We start from the raw sequence: 16,227 nt of genomic DNA on the forward strand, positions 1-16,227 counted from the left end.
TGGCGAGGGGCGGGCCGGATCGAAGCTCGATGCGACCCGCCCCCGCCGGATATCACTGGTTGACGGTGAAGCCCTGGTCGTTGCCGTACTGGACGAGCTGCTCCTGCCAGGTGGCGAGGCCCTCGTTCAGGTCGGACTTCGACGCGTAGGACTGGCCCACGGTGTCACCGAAGATGCTGTTGGCGTAGACCTGGAAGGGCAGGTACTGCCAGTCGGGACGCACGTCCTTCGCGGCCTGCACGAGCACCTCGTTGATCTTCTGGCCGCCGAAGTACTCGGCCTCCTGACCGAGGAACTCGTCCGACTCCAGCTGCGCGGTCGTCGACGGGAACCCGCCGCTCTCGGCGAAGATCGTCAGGCTCTCCTCGTCGTTGTTGAGCCACTTGAGGAACGCGGCCGCGAGTGCGGGGTTCTCGCTCTGGCTCGTCACGGCCTGGCCGCCGCCGCCGTTCTCAGCGGAGACGGGCGTGCCGTCGTAGGTCGGCATCGGCGCGACGCGCCAGTCGCCCGCGGCGTCGGGCACCGACGACACGAGGTTGCCCGGCATCCAGGCGCCGATGATGAGCGTCGCGATCGACCCGTCGCCCAGGCCCGAGAACCACTCGTCGCTCCAGCTCGACGTGCTCGCGAGCAGGTCTTCCTCGACGAGGGTGTTCCAGGTGTCGGCCCACTTCTTCGAGCCCTCGTCGGCGAGGTCGATCGTGACGTTCGTGCCCTCGGCGGTGAAGGGCTGGCCGCCGGCCTGCCAGATCATGCTCGTGGCGAAGCCCGCGTCACCGGTGTCGTTGGTGATCTTCTTCGACGGGTCGGCCGCGGTCAGCTGACGAGCGGCCTCGATGTACTCGTCCCACGTCGTCGGGACGGCGATGCCGTACTGGTCGAAGACGGTCTTGTTGTAGAACAGCGCCATGGGGCCCGAGTCCTGCGGCAGGCCGTAGATCTTGCCGTCGAAGTCGACGGAGTTCCACGTCGAGGCGGTGTAGTCGTCCTCGAGGTCGCCGAAGCCGTACGGTGCCAGGTCGAGCAGGCCCTCGGTCAGCGCGAACTGCGGGAAGGCGTAGTACTCGATCTGCACGACATCCGGGGCGCCCGAACCCGCCTTGAGCGCGTTCTGCAGCTTCGTGTACTCCTCGGTGTTCGTGCCGGCGTTGACGACGTTCACCGTCACCTCGGGGTACTTCGCCATGAAGGCCTCGGCCTGGGCCTCAGCCGAGGGTGTCCACGACCAGTAGGTGATCTCGCCGCCGGCCTCGAGCGCTGCCTCGAGGTCGTCGGGGTTGCCGCCGCCGGCCGCGGGGCCGCCCGACGAGCAGGCGGCGAGGACGAGGCCGGTGGCCGCGGTCAGAGCGATGACGGATGCGGCGCGACGCAGCGCCGATCCCTTGCGCATCGGTGTCATGGGAGTTCCTTCACTTCGTTGTTGTGGATGGGGACGGGCGCCCCGGGGTGCGGGAGGGACGGGCGGGTGGTCGTCGCTACTGCTTGACGCTGCCGGCGCTGAGGCCGGACTGCCAGAAGCGCTGCAGCAGCAGGAACGCGACGACGATGGGGATGATCGACAGCAGCGAACCGGTGATCACCAGGTTGTAGATCGGCTGCGCGGCGGCACCGGTCGCCTGGGCGTTCCATTGGTTCAGGCCGACGGTGAGCGGGTACCACGCGGGGTCGCTCAGCATGATGAGCGGCAGGAAGTAGTTGTTCCACGTCGCCACGACCGCGAAAAGCAGCACCGTGACGATGCCGGGCATGAGCAGCTTGGTCGAGATGGTGAAGAACGTGCGCATCTCGCTCGCGCCGTCCATGCGCGCCGCCTCGAGCAGTTCGGTCGGCACCGCGTCGCTCGCGAACACCCACATCAGGTAGAGGCCGAAGGGGCTGATGAGCGAGGGGATGATGATCGCCCACGGGGTGTTCGTCAGACCCAGCTGGCTGAACATCAGGAAGGTCGGCACCGCGAGCGCCGTGCCCGGCACCGCGACGGCCCCGATGATGACGGCGAACACGGCCTTGCGCCCGCGGAAGTTGTACTTGGCCAGCCCGTAGCCGGCCATCGTCGCGAGCACGGTCGCGCCACCGGCGCCGACGACGACGTAGAGCAAGGTGTTGCCGAGCCACCGGACGAAGATGCCGTCACGGTAGGTGAAGGTCTCGACGATGTTGTTCCACAGGTTGAAGCTGTCGCCGAACCAGAGGCCGAACGTCGTGAAGAGGTCGCCTTGCGTCTTGGTGGCGTTGATGAGCAGCCAGAACAGCGGCAGCAGCGTGTAGAGGATGAACAGGCTCATCACGATGGTGAGCACGAGAGACTTCCGCCGCGCGAACGGCGTGCTGCGGGCGAGGGCGGGGGCGGTCATCGCATCTCCTGTCGTGATCCGCGCAGCTGGACGACGTAGGCGATGAGCGCCGTGATCACGCCCATGATGATCGCGACGGTGGCGGCGTAGTTGTACTGCTGGCCTGCGAACGACAGGTTGTACGCGTACATGTTCGGCGTGAAGAACGTGGTGATGGTGTTCGGCGCGAGCGGCTTGAGGATGTTCGGCTCGTTGAAGAGCTGGAAGCTTCCGATGATCGAGAAGATCGTCGCGATGACGATCGATCCGCGCAGCGCAGGGATCTTGATCGACAGGATCGTCCGCCAGGCGCCGGCGCCGTCGAGGGATGCCGCCTCGTACAGCTCACCCGGGATGGTCTTGAGCGACGAGTAGAAGATCAGCATGTTGTACCCGACGAACTGCCACGTCACGATGTTGCCGATCGACACCATCATCCATTCGGGCAGGAAGGGTCGCAGGACCTGCGCGCCGAGCAGGTCGTTGATGTTGCCCGCGAGGCCGAACTGGTCGCCGTAGATGTAGCCCCACATGAGCACGGCCACGACGGCCGGGACGGCGTAGGGCAAGAAGATCACGATGCGGTAGAAGCCCGCCGCGTGCAAGCGAGCGCTGTCGATCGCGAGCGCGGCGCCGAGCGCCAGGATGAGCATGATCGGCACCTGGACGAGCAGGAACAGCAGCACCCGCACGAAGCCGTCCCACAGCTTGGGGTCGGTGAACGCGGTCGCGTAGTTCTCGATGCCGACGAAGGCGTTGCCGCCGACGATCTGCTCGCGGAAGAAGCTGAGGTACAGCGCGTAGGCGAGCGGCGCGAGGAAGACGAGAGCGAACACGATCGCGAACGGCCCGACGAAGAACCATCCCTGCTGCTCGACGCTGGTCCGTCGCCGCTTCCGTGCGGTGCGCACGGCGGGAGGGGGTGCCGTTGTGGTCGTCATCGTCCAGTGCCTCTTCTGTGATGCATGCGTCGCGGCGGCGAGCGCGGATGTTGACGTAAACATAACTCCCTGCGCGCTAGCATGTCAACGTCAACATCGGGAAGGATCCGGAGATGGGCGAATCAGAGCCGGCCACGCGCGTCGATGCGCGTCCCCGTCGCCGGGAAGTCTCGATGGCCGACGTGGCGGCGATGGCCGGCGTGTCGGGGCAGACCGTCTCGCGCGTGGCCAACGGTCGGACGAACGTCGATCCCGAGACGCGAGCTCGTGTGCGCGCGGCGATGGATCGCCTCGGCTACCGGCCCAACAGTGCGGCCCGGGCGCTGCGGTCGGGTCGCTTCCGCAGCATCGGCGTCATCATGTTCTCGCTGTCGAGCTACGGCAATACCCGCACGCTCGATGCGGTCGCCTCGGTCGCGGCCGATGCCGGGTATTCGCTGACGGTCATCACCGTCCAATCTGCGACGCAGTCCGACGTCTCGGGCGCATTCCTGCGCCTGGCCGAGCACGCCGTCGACGGTGTCGTCATCCTCATCGAGACGCATCGCCTGGGTGAGACCGAACTGGCGTTGCCGACCGGGTTGCCGGTCGTCGTCGTCGACTCCAGTGCCGACTACCCCTACCCGGTCGTCGACAACGATCAGGCGTTGGGGGCGCGCCTGGCGACCGAGCATCTGCTCGACCTCGGGCACGAGACCGTGTGGCACATCTCCGGTCCGCGCGAGTCGTTCGCCGCCGAGCGTCGCCGCGTCGCCTGGCACGACACTCTCGTGGCGCGCGGTGCCGGTGTGCCCGACGTGCTGGTCGGCGACTGGACGGCGGAGTCGGGGTACGACTTGGGCCGGACGCTCGTCACCGACGAGAGCGTGACGGCCGTCTTCGCGTCCAACGACCGTATGGCACTGGGCCTGCTGCGTGCCCTGCACGAGACGGGCCGTGCCGTGCCGGCCGACGTCAGCGTCGTGGGCTACGACGACGCTCCCGAGTCGGCGAACTTCTGGCCGCCGCTCACGACGGTGCGGCAGCACTTCACCCGGGTCGGCGAAGCGGCGGTGCGAGCGCTGCTGACGGAGATCGACGGCGGCCCGGTGCCGGCCGAGCGCACCCTCGTTCCGACCGAGCTCGTCGTGCGCACGAGCTCCGGCCCGCGGTCCTGACGCGGCGTCGGTCGCCGCGACTCTCGGGGGCGGACCGCGCATCTCGCCATTGCCTCGGGTGATGTCGTTCGCCTAGGCTCGGTGTTGACGTCAACATGTTGACGTCAACATCACCCCCTCGAGGTCGCACCGACGCGACCGGATCGGAATGACGATGAAGTCAGCTCGACTGTTGTCGATGACCTGCGCGGTGACGCTCGCCGCGGGCGGTCTGACCGCTGCAGCCTCGGTAGCGCCGCCGGCTGCCCAGGCCGCCGCGTCCACCGCGGTGCGCATCACCCCCAACCCGGCGACCGCCTCGGAGCAGCCCTTCGAGGGGTGGGGGACCAGCCTCGTCTGGTTCGCGAACGCGACCGGCGGCTACCCGGCCGATGTCCGTCAGGACCTCTACGACGCCGTCTTCGGCGAACAGGGGCTCAACCTCAACATCGCCCGCTACAACATCGGCGGCGGCAACGCCTCCGACGTCCCGCCCTACCTCCGTCCCGGCGGTGCTGTCCCCGGCTTCTGGAACCCCGACCTCGAAGCGACCGACGCGGAGGGCGAGATCACGTCGAACCTCGCCGACCGCGACCGCTACAAGGCGGCGTGGAACCCCGACGATCCGAACGCCTACGACTTCTCGCAGGACGCCGCCCAGCGCTGGTGGATCGACGCGCTGAAGAACAAGGTCACCCACTGGGAGGCGTTCAGCAACTCACCGCCCTACTTCCTCACCCAGAGCGGGTACGTCTCGGGCGGCATCAACAACGCCACGAGCGAGCAGCTCGCGCCCGCCGACATGGAGAAGTTCGCCGGCTACCTCGTCACCGTCGTCGACGAGCTCGAGAAGCAGCACGGAATCTCGTTCGACACGATCGACCCGTTCAACGAGCCCAACACGAACTACTGGTCGACCCGCATCCCGGAGGGCGCGACCTGGCCGACGGGCGGACGCCAAGAGGGCGCACACATCGGGCCGCAGGCGCAGGACGCCATGGTGAAAGCCCTCGCGGAACGCCTCGCTCAGCCGGGTACCGACACCGACGCCTTCATCTCGGCAATGGACGAGACGAACCCCGGCATCTTCGCGACCAACTGGAACACGTGGTCGGCGCAGGCCAAGACCCTCGTCGATCAGCTCAACGTTCACACGTACGGCACCGGCGGTCGTCAGGTCGTGCGCGACATCGCCAAGGCTGCCGACAAGCCGCTCTGGATGAGCGAGGTCGAGGGCAACTGGACCGACCAGAGCAAGGGGTTCGTCACCGACGACATCCAGAACGGCCTCGGCATGGCGCAGCACATCGTGGGCGACCTGCGCGAGCTCGAACCTGACGCCTGGGTGTTCTGGCAGCCGGTGGAGGACCTCTACAACATGGAGAAGGTCGAGAAGCTCAACTGGGGCAGCGTCTTCATCGACTTCGACTGCAACGCGCAGGGGCAGTCCGAGCGACGCCTGGCCGACGGCGATGCCGACCCCTCGTGCAAGGTGCTGACGAACGAGAAGTTCAACACCGTGCGCAACTTCACGCACTACATCACCCCCGGCGACCGGCTCATCGCGACCGATGACGCGCAGTCCACCGCGGCGATCGACGCCGACGGCGAGGGTGCGACGGTCGTGCACGTCAACGCCGAGGCGGCCGAGCGCACCGTCGAGATCGACCTGAGCGACTTCGGCTCGGTGGCCCCCGGTGCGACCGTGACGCCCATCGTCACAACCCAGTCGACCGCGGACGAGCCGTCGGTCAACGCGCTCCGGCGCGGTGAGCCGGTGGCTGTGGATGCGGCATCCCGGACCGCAACCCTCACCATCCCGGCCCAGTCGGTCGTGACGTTCGTCATCGAGGGAGTCTCGGGGGTCTCGCCGGATGCCGCGGCGTTCCGCGACGGGCAGACGGTGCAGCTCACGGGGCTGCAGAGCGGCCTCGCCCTCGATGGCAGCTCGACCCTCGCCGTCCGGTCCGCTGCGACGACGCCCGACGAGGCGCGTGCGCAGTCGTGGACGGTGCGCACGATCGACGGCGAAGGCACCAACCGCCATCGTTTCACCCTGCAGAACGGTTCGGGAGCGTTCCTCGCCTCGCGGGGCGCGAGCACCGCGCTCGTGACGGCGGATCCGGCGGCAGCCGCTGCGGATCCCGCGCTGCAATGGATGTCGTCGACGACCGACGGCACGTACTACTCGGTGCTGAACGTGGCTGCCGAACGCGTGCTCGATGTCAACGGCGGCGGCACCACGTCCGGCGCGGCAGTGGGCCTGTGGACCTCGAACGGCGGCGGGAATCAGCAGTGGCGCATCGCCGGCACGAGCATCACGGGCGCCGAGCCCGTCACGGTCGCGACCGCGGTGGGCGTCGCCCCGACGCTGCCCGACACGGTCGACATCCGCTACACGGGCGGAACGCTGCGCTCCGCCGCGGTGACCTGGCAGCTCGAGGGGGTCGACTTCTCGCGGGCCGGCACCGTGCAGGTCACCGGAACGGGCACCGACCTGTTCGGCACCTCGTTCGAAGCCACGGCGACCGTCGAAGTCGGCGCCTACGCGGCGACGCGGCCGGCATCCATCACCGTCCCGGCGGCGAGCGCGCTCGACACCGTCGCGAACCAGGCCGACGGCACGGTGCAGGCCGAGCTGCGTCCGTCAGGGGCGGGCTTCGCGGTTCCGGTGACCTGGGCGTGGGAGGGCCTCACGGACGCATCGTTCGCCGAGCCCGGAATCATCGCGGTGCCCGGCGTCGCGACCGGTCCGAGCGGCGAGCAGCTGGACGCGCAGCTGACGGTCATCGTCACCGCGGCCGCCGAGCGCAACGTGGCTCCCGAGAGCCGGCCCAGCGCGACCTTCACCGAGAGTGCGCAGTACGACGTGCGCAACACGACCAACGGCAGCACGACCGACAAGGGCTGGTCGAACTGGCGCTCGGGGACGAAGAACCCGCAGGACACCCTGACCTACGCGCTCGCCGACACCGAGACGCTCACACGCGTCGGGGTGCAGTTCTACCGTGACGGCGGAGCGCTGAGCTGGCCGGCGACCGTGCGGATCGATCACCGCGTCAGCGACGGCGCCTGGGTCGAGGGCGAGCTCGTGACGGTGCCCGACTCCGCGGACGGTGCGCCGCGGATCGACGTGCCGGTCACCGGTGCCGCCGACGAGGTACGCGTGGTCATGACCGCGCGCCCCGAGACGCACATGATCGTCTCGGAGGTCGAGATCTTCGCGGCGGCGGCTGCGCCGGCGGGGATCGCCGACCTCGCCCGACTGACGGTGGGCGATGAGCCCGTCGCCGGGTTCGCGGCGGACACCCTCGATTACACCGTCACCTCGACCGGCACGGTCTGGCCGACGCTGCACGCGCTCGCGGTCGATCAAGATGCGACGGTGGTCGTGACCCAGCCGGGTGACGGCGCCGCTGCCGATGGCGCGCGGGCGGCGGCCGGGGTCGGGACCGTGCAGGTCACGGCTCCCGACGGCGCTTCGCGCACCTACACCGTGACGGTGAACCGGGCCGTGGCGGTGACCGAACCGACCGTGTCGGGCGAGCCGCGCGTGGGGTCCACCCTGCGGGCGACGGTGACGACCGACCCCGCCGACGCCACCCGGACGTTCCAGTGGCTGCGCGACGGCGCCGCGATCGAGGGCGCGACCGCCGACGTCTATGCGCTGACGGCCGCCGACGCCGGCCGGGAGATCTCGGTCGAGGTGACCGTGACGGCTGCGGGCTTCGCCGCGGGCGGTGCCCGATCCGCCGCGATCGTGCCCACGGCACCGATCGTCGACCCGGGGACGGGCGGCGGCTCCGGGGGCGGCACGGGCGGGGGCTCGGGCGCACCGGGCGCGGGTCCGGGTGGCAGCGGATCCGGAAGCGGCTCGCCCGCCGGTTCGGCCGCGAACGGAACAGACGGGTCGGGCTCGAATGGTCGCGGCCTCGCCTCGACCGGGCAGGACGGCGGGGGTGTCGCCGCCGCCACGATCGGGGCGCTCGTTCTGCTCCTGCTCGGCGCGGGGGCGCTCACGCTGCGCCGTCGTCGTTCGCACGCCTGAGCGAACCGACCACCGAGGCCGTGCCGATCGACGCGAACGATCGACACGGCCTCGGCCGTTCATCAAGCGAGGCGGAGCCAGGGGCCGCGCAGGCGTACCGACGCACGAAGGGCCGTCGTCGCGGCATCCGCCCGGCGGGCCTCCGCGGCGGCGGCGAGCGCGACCGTCGACTCCGGGGCGAGCGCGAGCACCTCGACCACGATGTCGTCGCCCGCGCTGACACCGCCGACGCCGACGCCGACGCCGACGCCGACACCGACGTCGCGCAGCGACACCGACCACCGCGTGCCGTCCCAGAACCGGTCGTCGACGATCACGCCGTCGATGAGCGTTCGGCCGACGTCGCCCGCCCAGTCGAGGTCGAGCACGGCGTCGGTGTCGGGGTCGAGCGCCTCGGCTGGCAGCCGCAGCCGGTACCGGGCGGAGCGTTCACGGATCGTGGCGTCCGCCGGTGCGCGGTGACGCGGTCCACCGAACCCGTAGTCCGGCTCCGGCGCGGCCGCGGAACGCTCGAGCTCCATCGGCACGGCGAGGGAACGCCCGGCGGCGGCGACGGCGGCGGCGGTCGTCGTCGCTGCCGGTGACAGCGTCACCCAGGTCCGGGTCGCGGGGTCGTAGCGCCGTGCCGACGCGGCGGCGCGGAGCTGCGCGCCGGCGGCATCCCACGCCAGCTCGCCGTCGGTGAGCCACAGCTCGGGCGCGCTGCCGGGCCGGATCCACAGATCGGTCGCCTCGGCGGCGGGCAGCACCAGCACGTCGAGCCCGTCGGCGTCGACCGGGTCGTACCCGGCGTCGACGGTGCGGACGCCCCCGCGATCGGTCGCGAACTCGACGGGGATGCCGTCGTCCTCGAGCAGCACGAGGGTCGGCCGGGCGGAGCCGGCGTCCAGCACGGTGACGAGCGATGCGGTCGCCCACGCGATGCGGGTTCCCGCGACCGCGAGGCCGACGGGCCACCGCGCGAGCGTGCCCGCCGGTACGGTGATCGGCTGCGACGGGAACACCGTCTCGGCCCCGCCCTGCACGACGCGCAGCTGCACGCCCTCGACGTCGCGCACGGGGTCGAACCGCTGGTGGTGCGACACGACGACGATGCCCTCGTGGTCGTTCGAGCGCAGCGCCCACCGCAGCGTGGCGCGGTCATCGAGCGACGGCGGGCGATCGTCGGGCAGCGACGAGGTCATGCCGGCGAGCCGATCGCCAAACGCGGCGAGGAAGGCGTGCTGCGCACGCAGCAGCGGCGCGGTGTCGGCGAGGTCGCCGGACTGCCCGATCGGGGCGTGGAAGTCGTAGCCGATCTCGGGCAGGTCGTTGGGGTACCCGGTGGCGATGCTCTCCTGCAGGCCGGGGCCGGGGTTCCGTCCGCCCGCGAACATGTAGTAGCCCTGCCAGGCCGACCCGTTGCCGATCTTCACGTGCGCGAGAGCGGCCACGTCGCGGCCGCTGAGGACGGGTCGGCGGTGGTAGGCGGTGGCCATCCCGCCGCCGAGCTCGCACGTCGCCGGCGGGAACCCGTGCAGATCGGCGGTGCCGCTGGCGGCCGCGAAGCCCTGGCTGGCCCGCACGTCCGCGCCGACGCCGGGGTCGTCCCAATCGTGCGAGGGGAAGTAGTGGGCGCGGAACGTCGGGTCCCACGCGGCGCCGGGATCGACCCAGAAGCCGTCGGCGTAACCGCCGAACAGCGGCAGCACCTCGCCGTCGGGCAGCTCGGCACCACCCCACGCGGTCGCCGTCCACAGCGGAGCCGACATGCCGGCCTCGCGGGCGAGACGTTTGAGCGTCACGATGTGCTCGGGGCGGTCGTAGAGCTCGTTCTCGAGCTGGATGCCGATCACCGGGCCCCCGGGATGCGCGCGCCCGTCGAGCGCTCGGGCGAGCTGGCCGAACCACTCGCGCACGAGCTCGAGATAGGCGGGGTCGTCGCTGCGATGTTCGACGGGGGCCGCCTGCACCCAGTCGGGGAAGCCGCCGTTGCGCGACTCGCCGTGCGCCCAGGGACCGATCCGCAGCACGAGGTCGAGCCCGGCGGCCGCGGCGGCGTCGACGAAGGCCGCGACGTCGAGGTGATCGTCGAAACGGGGACGGCCGCGTTCGGCGACGTGGTGGTTCCAGAACACATAGGTGGCCACGACGGTGACGCCGGCGGCCCGCAGCTGCTGCATCCGTTCGTCCCACCGAGCGCGCGGCAGTCGGCTGTAGTGCACCTCGCCCGAGACCGGAACCCAGCCCCGGCCGTCGCGGAACAGGGCCCGGTCGGTCACCGAGATGCCGGCACCCCGCTCGTGCGGTGCCGGCAGTGCGGCGGGCGTCTCGGGCGTCGGCCAGTCGCGGTGGGTCACGCCGAGCAGGGCGGTCACGCCGAGAGGGGAGGTCACGCCGAGAGGGGAGGTCACAGTGCTCCGATGATCGCGTTGTCGAGCTCGTCGACATCGACGCCGGGGCGCTGGGCGCGGTTGGTCAGCAGCACCCATGCGATACCGGCGCCCGGGTGGATCCAGAACTCGGTGCCGGCCCAGCCGCCGTGCCCGTAGACGTCGCGGTCGATGAGGCCGGGTGCGCGGGTGCGCAGGTTCCACGCGAAGCCCCAGTCCTGACCGCGCTCGGCCGGGTAGGGCTCGAGCCGCGGGATGTCGCCGGTGAGCGGGCGCAGCATCATCGCGAGCGTGGCGGGCGTGAGGATGCCGTCACGTGCGCCCCCGTGGATGCGCAGCAGCTCGCTGCCGATGGCGAGCAGGTCGTGGGCCCGCCCGGCGAGGCCCGCGCCGGGATTGCGCTGCGCCGCGAACGCCGCCATGTCGACGCCGGCATCCGCGGCGTCGACGACGGGCACCGTGTCGTCGAGGTCGATGCCGAGCGTGTCGGCTCCGAGGGGGGACGCCCAGGCGGCGACGTCGTCGTGCCACGTGCGCCGCGTCGCGTCTTCGACCAGCGCGGCGACACCCTCGAACGCGATGGTCGAGTAGCGCGATGCCGTGCCCGCCGCGAAGTCCCGGCCGCGGGTCAGCAGTTCGGTGCGCAGGGGTCCGCGCGTATCGAGCGGGGGCTCGGCGATGCCGCTCGTGTGACTGACGAGGTGCGACAGCCGCACGATGTCGTCGCGCGCGGCGCCGAAGGTCGGCAGCGCACGGGTGAGCGGTGTCTGCGGCGTCAGCTCGCCCCGCTGGATGCTGCGCGCGGCCGAGATGCCCACGAGCGGCTTCGTGATGGAGAAGAGGGCGTACCGGTCGTCGAGATCGGCGGCGACGGCATCGAGGGCGAGGATGCCGCCCGCGTCGGCCACCCCTACGACGGCGGAGGGCAGGCGGCCGTCGCCGACCTGACGGCGGGCCCAGTCGAAAGCGGCGTCGAACGTCGGGTTCATCGCGCCAGCCTAGGCGAGCCCTCGGGCGCGAACCGCAGCCCCAGACCCACGTGCTCGGTCTCGTGCAGCAACCCGTGCGCGATCGTCACCGGCGAGGGATCGCGCAGGGCGCCGAGCGCGCCGAAGCCGGCATCCTCGACGTCCTCGACCCAGGGCTCGGCGACGGTGTCGGGGAGCGTCAGGGCGATCTGTCCCGACAGCTCGGGCAGCAAATGCGGATGCAGCTGCGCGCCGTGCTCGACCGCGAGGTCGGCGATGCGCCGCAGCGGCGTGATGCCGCCCACGCGGACGACGTTCGGCTGCACGATCTGCGCCGCGCCGCTGCGCAGCACCTCGGCGAAGCGGTACGCGGTGTGCAGGTTCTCGCCCACCGCGATCGGGATGCGCTCGCCGGCCGCGAGGCGCCGGGCGAGCTCCGCGTGCCCCGCGACGTCATCGGCGCGCAGGGGCTCTTCGATCCACGCGGGTGCGACCTCCGCGAGCGCCGCGAGCGACCGGGTCGCACGGTCGAGGTCCCATCGCTGGTTGGCGTCGATCATGAGCCCGCGGTCGGGGCCGAGCACCTCGCGCACCGCGACGAGGCGGTCGAGGTCTTCGGCGACGTCGGGCTTGCCGACCTTGACCTTCACGGCGGGATACCCCGCGTCGACCCACCGCCGCACCTGAGCCACGAGCTCGTCGAGCGGGTAGTGCAGGTTCACGCCGCTGCCATAGACGCGAGCGGTCGCCCGCCGCTGCCCGAGCAGACGCGAGACCGGCGCGCCCGCCGCGCGGGCGGCCGCATCCCAGATCGCCAGGTCGAGTCCCGCCAGGGCGATCGTCGTCACTCCGCCGCCGCCGGCCTCGTGCAGGTGTTCCCACAGGCCCTGCCAGGCGGCGCCCGGCTCGGCCGAACGCCCCACGGCCGCGGGCGCGATGTCGTGCTGCAGCAGGGCGAGCGCCGCCTCGGCGCCGATCTGCGGCGTCCACGACAAGCCCCATCCTTCGGCGCCGTCGCTGCGGCGCAGGTGGGTCTCGATCACGGCGACCGAGGTGACCTCCGGCGCCCACGGGCGCGTCAGCGGCACGCGCAGCAGGCGGCACGCGAGCGATGCGATCGTCGTCACAGCAGGGCGCGTCCCGCATCGAGGATGTCGGCGAGGCGCCGCTCCTGAGCGGGCGTGGGGTCGACGAGCGGCGCGCGCACCCCGCCGACCGGGACGCCCTGCAGGCGCAGGCCCGCCTTGATGAGCGACACCCCGAAGCCGGGGGTCTCGTCGCGCAGGTTCACGAGCGGGGTGTAGAACGCGTCGAGCAGGGCGAGGCGGGCGGCGTCATCGCCGGTCGTCGAGGCGCGGTAGAAAGCGGTGGCGATCTCGGGCGCCATGGCGAACGCCGCCGATGAGTAGAGGTCCACCCCGATGCCGCGGAAGGCTGCCTGGGTCAGCTCGGCGGTGAGCAGTCCGTTGAAGAAGGCGAAGTCGTCGCGCCCGGCCTCGGCGACGGCACGGACGATGAGCTGCGTCGTGCCGATGTCGCCCACGCCGTCCTTGAAACCGATGACCCGCGGGTTCCGCGCCAGCTGCCGCATCGCGTCGGGCGTGTAGCGGGCGTTCGCGCGGTGGTAGACGATGACGGGCAGATCGGATGCCGCCACGACGGCCTCGACGTAGGCGAGGAGGCCCGCGGTCGGCGTGCCGACGAGGTAGGGCGGAAGCACCAGCAGGGCGTCGGCTCCCGCATCGGCGGCGCCCCGCGCGACCTCGAGCGCGTGACCGAGCGGACCGCCCGTTCCGGCGACGACGGGGACGCGGCCGGCGACGCGATCCACGGCGGTGCGGACCACCGCGGTGGCCTCGCCCGCCGACAGTGCGTGGAACTCACCCGTGCCGCAGGCGGGGAAGACGCCGCCCGCGCCGTGCGCGACGCCGGCGTCGACGTGCGCGGCGAGCAGGGCGTGGTCGATCGAGCCGCCCTCGCCGAACGGGGTGACGGGGAAGAAGAGGATGCCGTCGAATCTCATGCCGGCACGTCCTTTCGCTGATCGGTGGAGGCGTCGTCGCGCAGCTCGGTGCGCCAGCTGTGCTGCGGCGCCCAGTCGAGCAGACGGTGCGCCTTCGCGTTCGAGAAAGCGGGGGTCGTGCCGGTGAGGACGGCGGCGACGTCGGCGGTACCGGGATGGAACCGCGGGATGAGCTCCGCGAGCGGACGGCGGGCCAGCGCGTCGTCCGCGCCGACGAAGAAGGTCTCGGCGTTGGGGATGCCGGGCATCGCCGACAGAAGGGCCTCGACGAACGACGCCACATCGCGCGCGTCGACGTAGTTGAACAGCGCGGGAGCGGCGAGGGCGGGATCGTCGAGACGCTCCCGCACCGTGTTGCCCTGCTGCGTCGGCGCGCCCGCCCACTCCTCGGGAGCGATGACGTAGCAGGGGCGGAAGGCCGCGAGACGGATGCGGTCGCCGCTCTGCCGCCGCAGCATGTGCATCGTCTGCTCGACGACGAGCTTCGACAGGGCGTAGGCGTTCCACGGCAGCGGTGGGGTGGCTTCGTCGAGCGGGAAGCGGTCGGGCACCCAGCCGTGCGGTGCGCCGTAGCCGAGGACGGTCGGGCTCGAGGCCGCGATGACGCGGGGGATGCCGGCGGCGACGGCGCCGCCGAGAACCGAGACGGCCAGGGCGCTGTTGGTGCGTATGATGACGTCCTCGGGGGCGCTGAACGGCACCGCGATCGCCGCGAGGTGGATGACCGCGTCCGCGCGCTGGGCGCGCAGCGCGGCCGCCGTCTGCTCGGCGTCGAGCAGGTCGATCGCGACCTGGTCCGCGCCGCGCAGCTCGGCCGCGGCCGAGGTGGCGCGGTCGAACGAGACCACGTGGTGGCCCGCGGCCACGAGTCCGGCGACGAGGCTGCGGCCGAGCCGTCCGCCGCCGCCGGTCACGACGATGCGGGTCACGACTCGAGCAGGCGGATGCCGAGGTCCGAGGTCAGCACGGGGACTCCCGAGGCGAGCGAGAGGTTGCCGGCGATGCCCACCGCGATCGAGCGGACGCCGTCGGCCCACCCCGCGGGCCGCCCGAGCGGGTCGTCACCGGGACCGACGAAAACATCGGCCAGCAGCAGCTCGTCGCCGCCGCCGTGCCCGCCGTTCCCGCCGTCGATCTCGACCTCGACGGCATCCTCCCAGTGGCGCTGCACGAGCAGGCGTTCGCCCTGCGGGCGGAGCGAACGCGCCCCCGTGTCGGCCACGGCGGACGGATCGAGGACGGGATGCAGGCCTTCGTCGGCGAGCACCGCGCCGCGCTCGACGACGTCGAGTTCCGCACGCCCCTCGGTGCCGTTGACCGCCACGCGGTACCCCTCCCAGGGGGCGTGGGCGTTGAGCGAGTACGACAGGGTCGCGCCCGAGGCGTAATCGACGACCAGCGCGAGGTTGTCCTCGATCGTGATGCCCTCACCGAACACGTCGCGGTCGCGCAGATACCCGTCGTGGGACTCGGCGTCGAGGTACAGCGACCGCAGCCGCTCGTCGTCGCGCAGGTCGAGCTCGAACGGGTCGTGGTCTCCGTCGTGGGTTCCGCGTGCCGGGCGCTCGCCGAGCCGTCTCGCGCGAGCATTCTCGGCACCGTAGAAGCGCAGACCGCCCGAGGCGAAGACGCGCGTCGGCGCGTCGCGCAGCCACCAGTTGACCAGGTCGAAGTGGTGACTGGCCTTGTGGACGAGCAGGCCGCCCGAGTGCTGCTTCTCGCGGTGCCAGCGACGGAAGTAGTCGGCGCCGTGCTTCGTGTCGAGCATCCACGAGAAGTCGATCGAGGTGACCCGACCGATGCGCCCTTCCTGGATCACCTGTCGCAACGCGCTGTTGCGGGGGGAGTAGCGGTAGTTGAAGGTGAGGACGACAGAGCGGCCGGTGCGTGCGACGGCGTCTTCGATCGCGGCGGCGCTCGGGGCATCGATCGTCAGCGGCTTCTCGACCACGACGTCGACGCCGGCGTCGAGGGCGCGGACGATGAGCGGGGCGTGCAGGTCGTCGCGCGCCGTGATGACGACGCGGTCCACGCGCTCGGCCGCGAGCATGCGCTCGAGGTCGTCGGGAGCCCACAGCGTCGGGGCCGGGTGGCCGACCTCGACGAGCCGGTCGCGGTGCAGCGCGGCGCGCACGGGATTCGGCTCGCAGATGGCGACGAGCTCGGCCCGGTCGGCATGCGGGCCGGCGATCGCCTCGACGTAGAGCTGGGCGCGGTGTCCCGCTCCGACGAGGGCGTAGCGCGTGCGGGTCATGGGCTCTCCTTCGTGCCGACGCCTGCCGGCATGGCGAGTGGAAAGCGCTCTCCGGCGACGCGGGTGTCACGCTAGCACGGGCTCGCCCGGCGGCGCGAGAGTCCGCCGGCCCCGGTTGACCGGCTTGCGGGAAAGCGGTTACCGTCGAGGGG

11 protein-coding genes are annotated in these 16,227 nt (G+C 71.5%); 2 read left to right on the top strand and 9 right to left on the bottom strand.

The window, feature by feature from the left end; all coding sequences use genetic code 11:
• Positions 1 to 52: 52 nt before the first annotated feature.
• The 3 genes from PUW82_RS04490 to PUW82_RS04500 form a co-directional block, all read right to left on the bottom strand.
• Entirely contained in the window at positions 53 to 1,390 is a 1,338-nt protein-coding gene (locus tag PUW82_RS04490; RefSeq protein WP_274221747.1) for an ABC transporter substrate-binding protein, read from the bottom strand.
• A gap of 85 nt (positions 1,391 to 1,475) precedes the next feature.
• A complete protein-coding gene (locus PUW82_RS04495) occupies positions 1,476 to 2,354 on the bottom strand; it encodes a carbohydrate ABC transporter permease (RefSeq protein WP_274221129.1) in 879 nt (292 codons plus the stop codon).
• Positions 2,351 to 3,274 carry a carbohydrate ABC transporter permease gene (locus PUW82_RS04500; RefSeq protein WP_274221130.1) on the bottom strand — a complete coding sequence of 308 codons (924 nt, stop codon included), beginning with the start codon at positions 3,272 to 3,274 and terminating at the stop codon, positions 2,351 to 2,353. Before PUW82_RS04500 ends, PUW82_RS04495 begins: the two co-directional genes overlap by 4 nt.
• 113 nt (positions 3,275 to 3,387) lie before the next feature.
• On the opposite strand from PUW82_RS04500, the gene PUW82_RS04505 reads away from it, so the two are divergent.
• Both PUW82_RS04505 and PUW82_RS04510 read left to right on the top strand, forming a co-directional pair.
• Positions 3,388 to 4,431 (top strand): LacI family DNA-binding transcriptional regulator, encoded by a 1,044-nt coding sequence (locus tag PUW82_RS04505; protein ID WP_274221131.1) that lies wholly within the window; start codon positions 3,388 to 3,390, stop codon positions 4,429 to 4,431.
• 178 nt (positions 4,432 to 4,609) lie between these two features.
• Positions 4,610 to 8,458 (top strand): RICIN domain-containing protein, encoded by a 3,849-nt coding sequence (locus PUW82_RS04510; RefSeq protein WP_274221132.1) that lies wholly within the window; start codon positions 4,610 to 4,612, stop codon positions 8,456 to 8,458.
• 62 nt (positions 8,459 to 8,520) lie between these two features.
• Here PUW82_RS04510 and PUW82_RS04515 read toward each other — a convergent pair whose 3' ends face one another.
• The 6 genes from PUW82_RS04515 to PUW82_RS04540 are packed head-to-tail and all read right to left on the bottom strand — an operon-like array spanning position 8,521 to position 16,075.
• Positions 8,521 to 10,833, bottom strand: a complete 2,313-nt coding sequence (locus PUW82_RS04515; protein ID WP_274221133.1) for a beta-galactosidase — start codon at positions 10,831 to 10,833, stop codon at positions 8,521 to 8,523.
• 14 nt (positions 10,834 to 10,847) lie between these two features.
• Positions 10,848 to 11,819 (bottom strand): serine hydrolase domain-containing protein, encoded by a 972-nt coding sequence (locus tag PUW82_RS04520; protein ID WP_274221134.1) that lies wholly within the window; start codon positions 11,817 to 11,819, stop codon positions 10,848 to 10,850.
• Positions 11,816 to 12,925 carry a mandelate racemase/muconate lactonizing enzyme family protein gene (locus PUW82_RS04525; RefSeq protein WP_274221135.1) on the bottom strand — a complete coding sequence of 370 codons (1,110 nt, stop codon included), beginning with the start codon at positions 12,923 to 12,925 and terminating at the stop codon, positions 11,816 to 11,818. Before PUW82_RS04525 ends, PUW82_RS04520 begins: the two co-directional genes overlap by 4 nt.
• Positions 12,922 to 13,821 carry a 5-dehydro-4-deoxyglucarate dehydratase gene (locus PUW82_RS04530; protein ID WP_274221136.1) on the bottom strand — a complete coding sequence of 300 codons (900 nt, stop codon included), beginning with the start codon at positions 13,819 to 13,821 and terminating at the stop codon, positions 12,922 to 12,924. The genes PUW82_RS04525 and PUW82_RS04530 overlap by 4 nt, the downstream gene beginning before the upstream one ends.
• Positions 13,818 to 14,750, bottom strand: a complete 933-nt coding sequence (locus tag PUW82_RS04535) for an NAD-dependent epimerase/dehydratase family protein (RefSeq protein WP_274221137.1) — start codon at positions 14,748 to 14,750, stop codon at positions 13,818 to 13,820. Before PUW82_RS04535 ends, PUW82_RS04530 begins: the two co-directional genes overlap by 4 nt.
• Positions 14,747 to 16,075, bottom strand: a complete 1,329-nt coding sequence (locus PUW82_RS04540; protein ID WP_274221138.1) for a Gfo/Idh/MocA family protein — start codon at positions 16,073 to 16,075, stop codon at positions 14,747 to 14,749. The genes PUW82_RS04535 and PUW82_RS04540 overlap by 4 nt, the downstream gene beginning before the upstream one ends.
• Positions 16,076 to 16,227: the final 152 nt, after the last annotated feature.

This window comes from Microbacterium thalli, assembly GCF_028737325.1.
Lineage (GTDB): Bacteria > Actinomycetota > Actinomycetes > Actinomycetales > Microbacteriaceae > Microbacterium > Microbacterium thalli.

Coding starts and splice junctions, on each gene's coding strand:
- PUW82_RS04540 (WP_274221138.1), bottom strand. CDS start 16,075: ATGACCCGCACGCGCTACGCCCTCGTCGGAGCGGGACACCGCGCCCAG.
- PUW82_RS04530 (WP_274221136.1), bottom strand. CDS start 13,821: ATGAGATTCGACGGCATCCTCTTCTTCCCCGTCACCCCGTTCGGCGAG.
- PUW82_RS04495 (WP_274221129.1), bottom strand. CDS start 2,354: ATGACCGCCCCCGCCCTCGCCCGCAGCACGCCGTTCGCGCGGCGGAAG.
- PUW82_RS04520 (WP_274221134.1), bottom strand. CDS start 11,819: ATGAACCCGACGTTCGACGCCGCTTTCGACTGGGCCCGCCGTCAGGTC.
- PUW82_RS04510 (WP_274221132.1), top strand. CDS start 4,610: ATGACCTGCGCGGTGACGCTCGCCGCGGGCGGTCTGACCGCTGCAGCC.
- PUW82_RS04500 (WP_274221130.1), bottom strand. CDS start 3,274: ATGACGACCACAACGGCACCCCCTCCCGCCGTGCGCACCGCACGGAAG.
- PUW82_RS04490 (WP_274221747.1), bottom strand. CDS start 1,390: ATGCGCAAGGGATCGGCGCTGCGTCGCGCCGCATCCGTCATCGCTCTG.
- PUW82_RS04505 (WP_274221131.1), top strand. CDS start 3,388: ATGGGCGAATCAGAGCCGGCCACGCGCGTCGATGCGCGTCCCCGTCGC.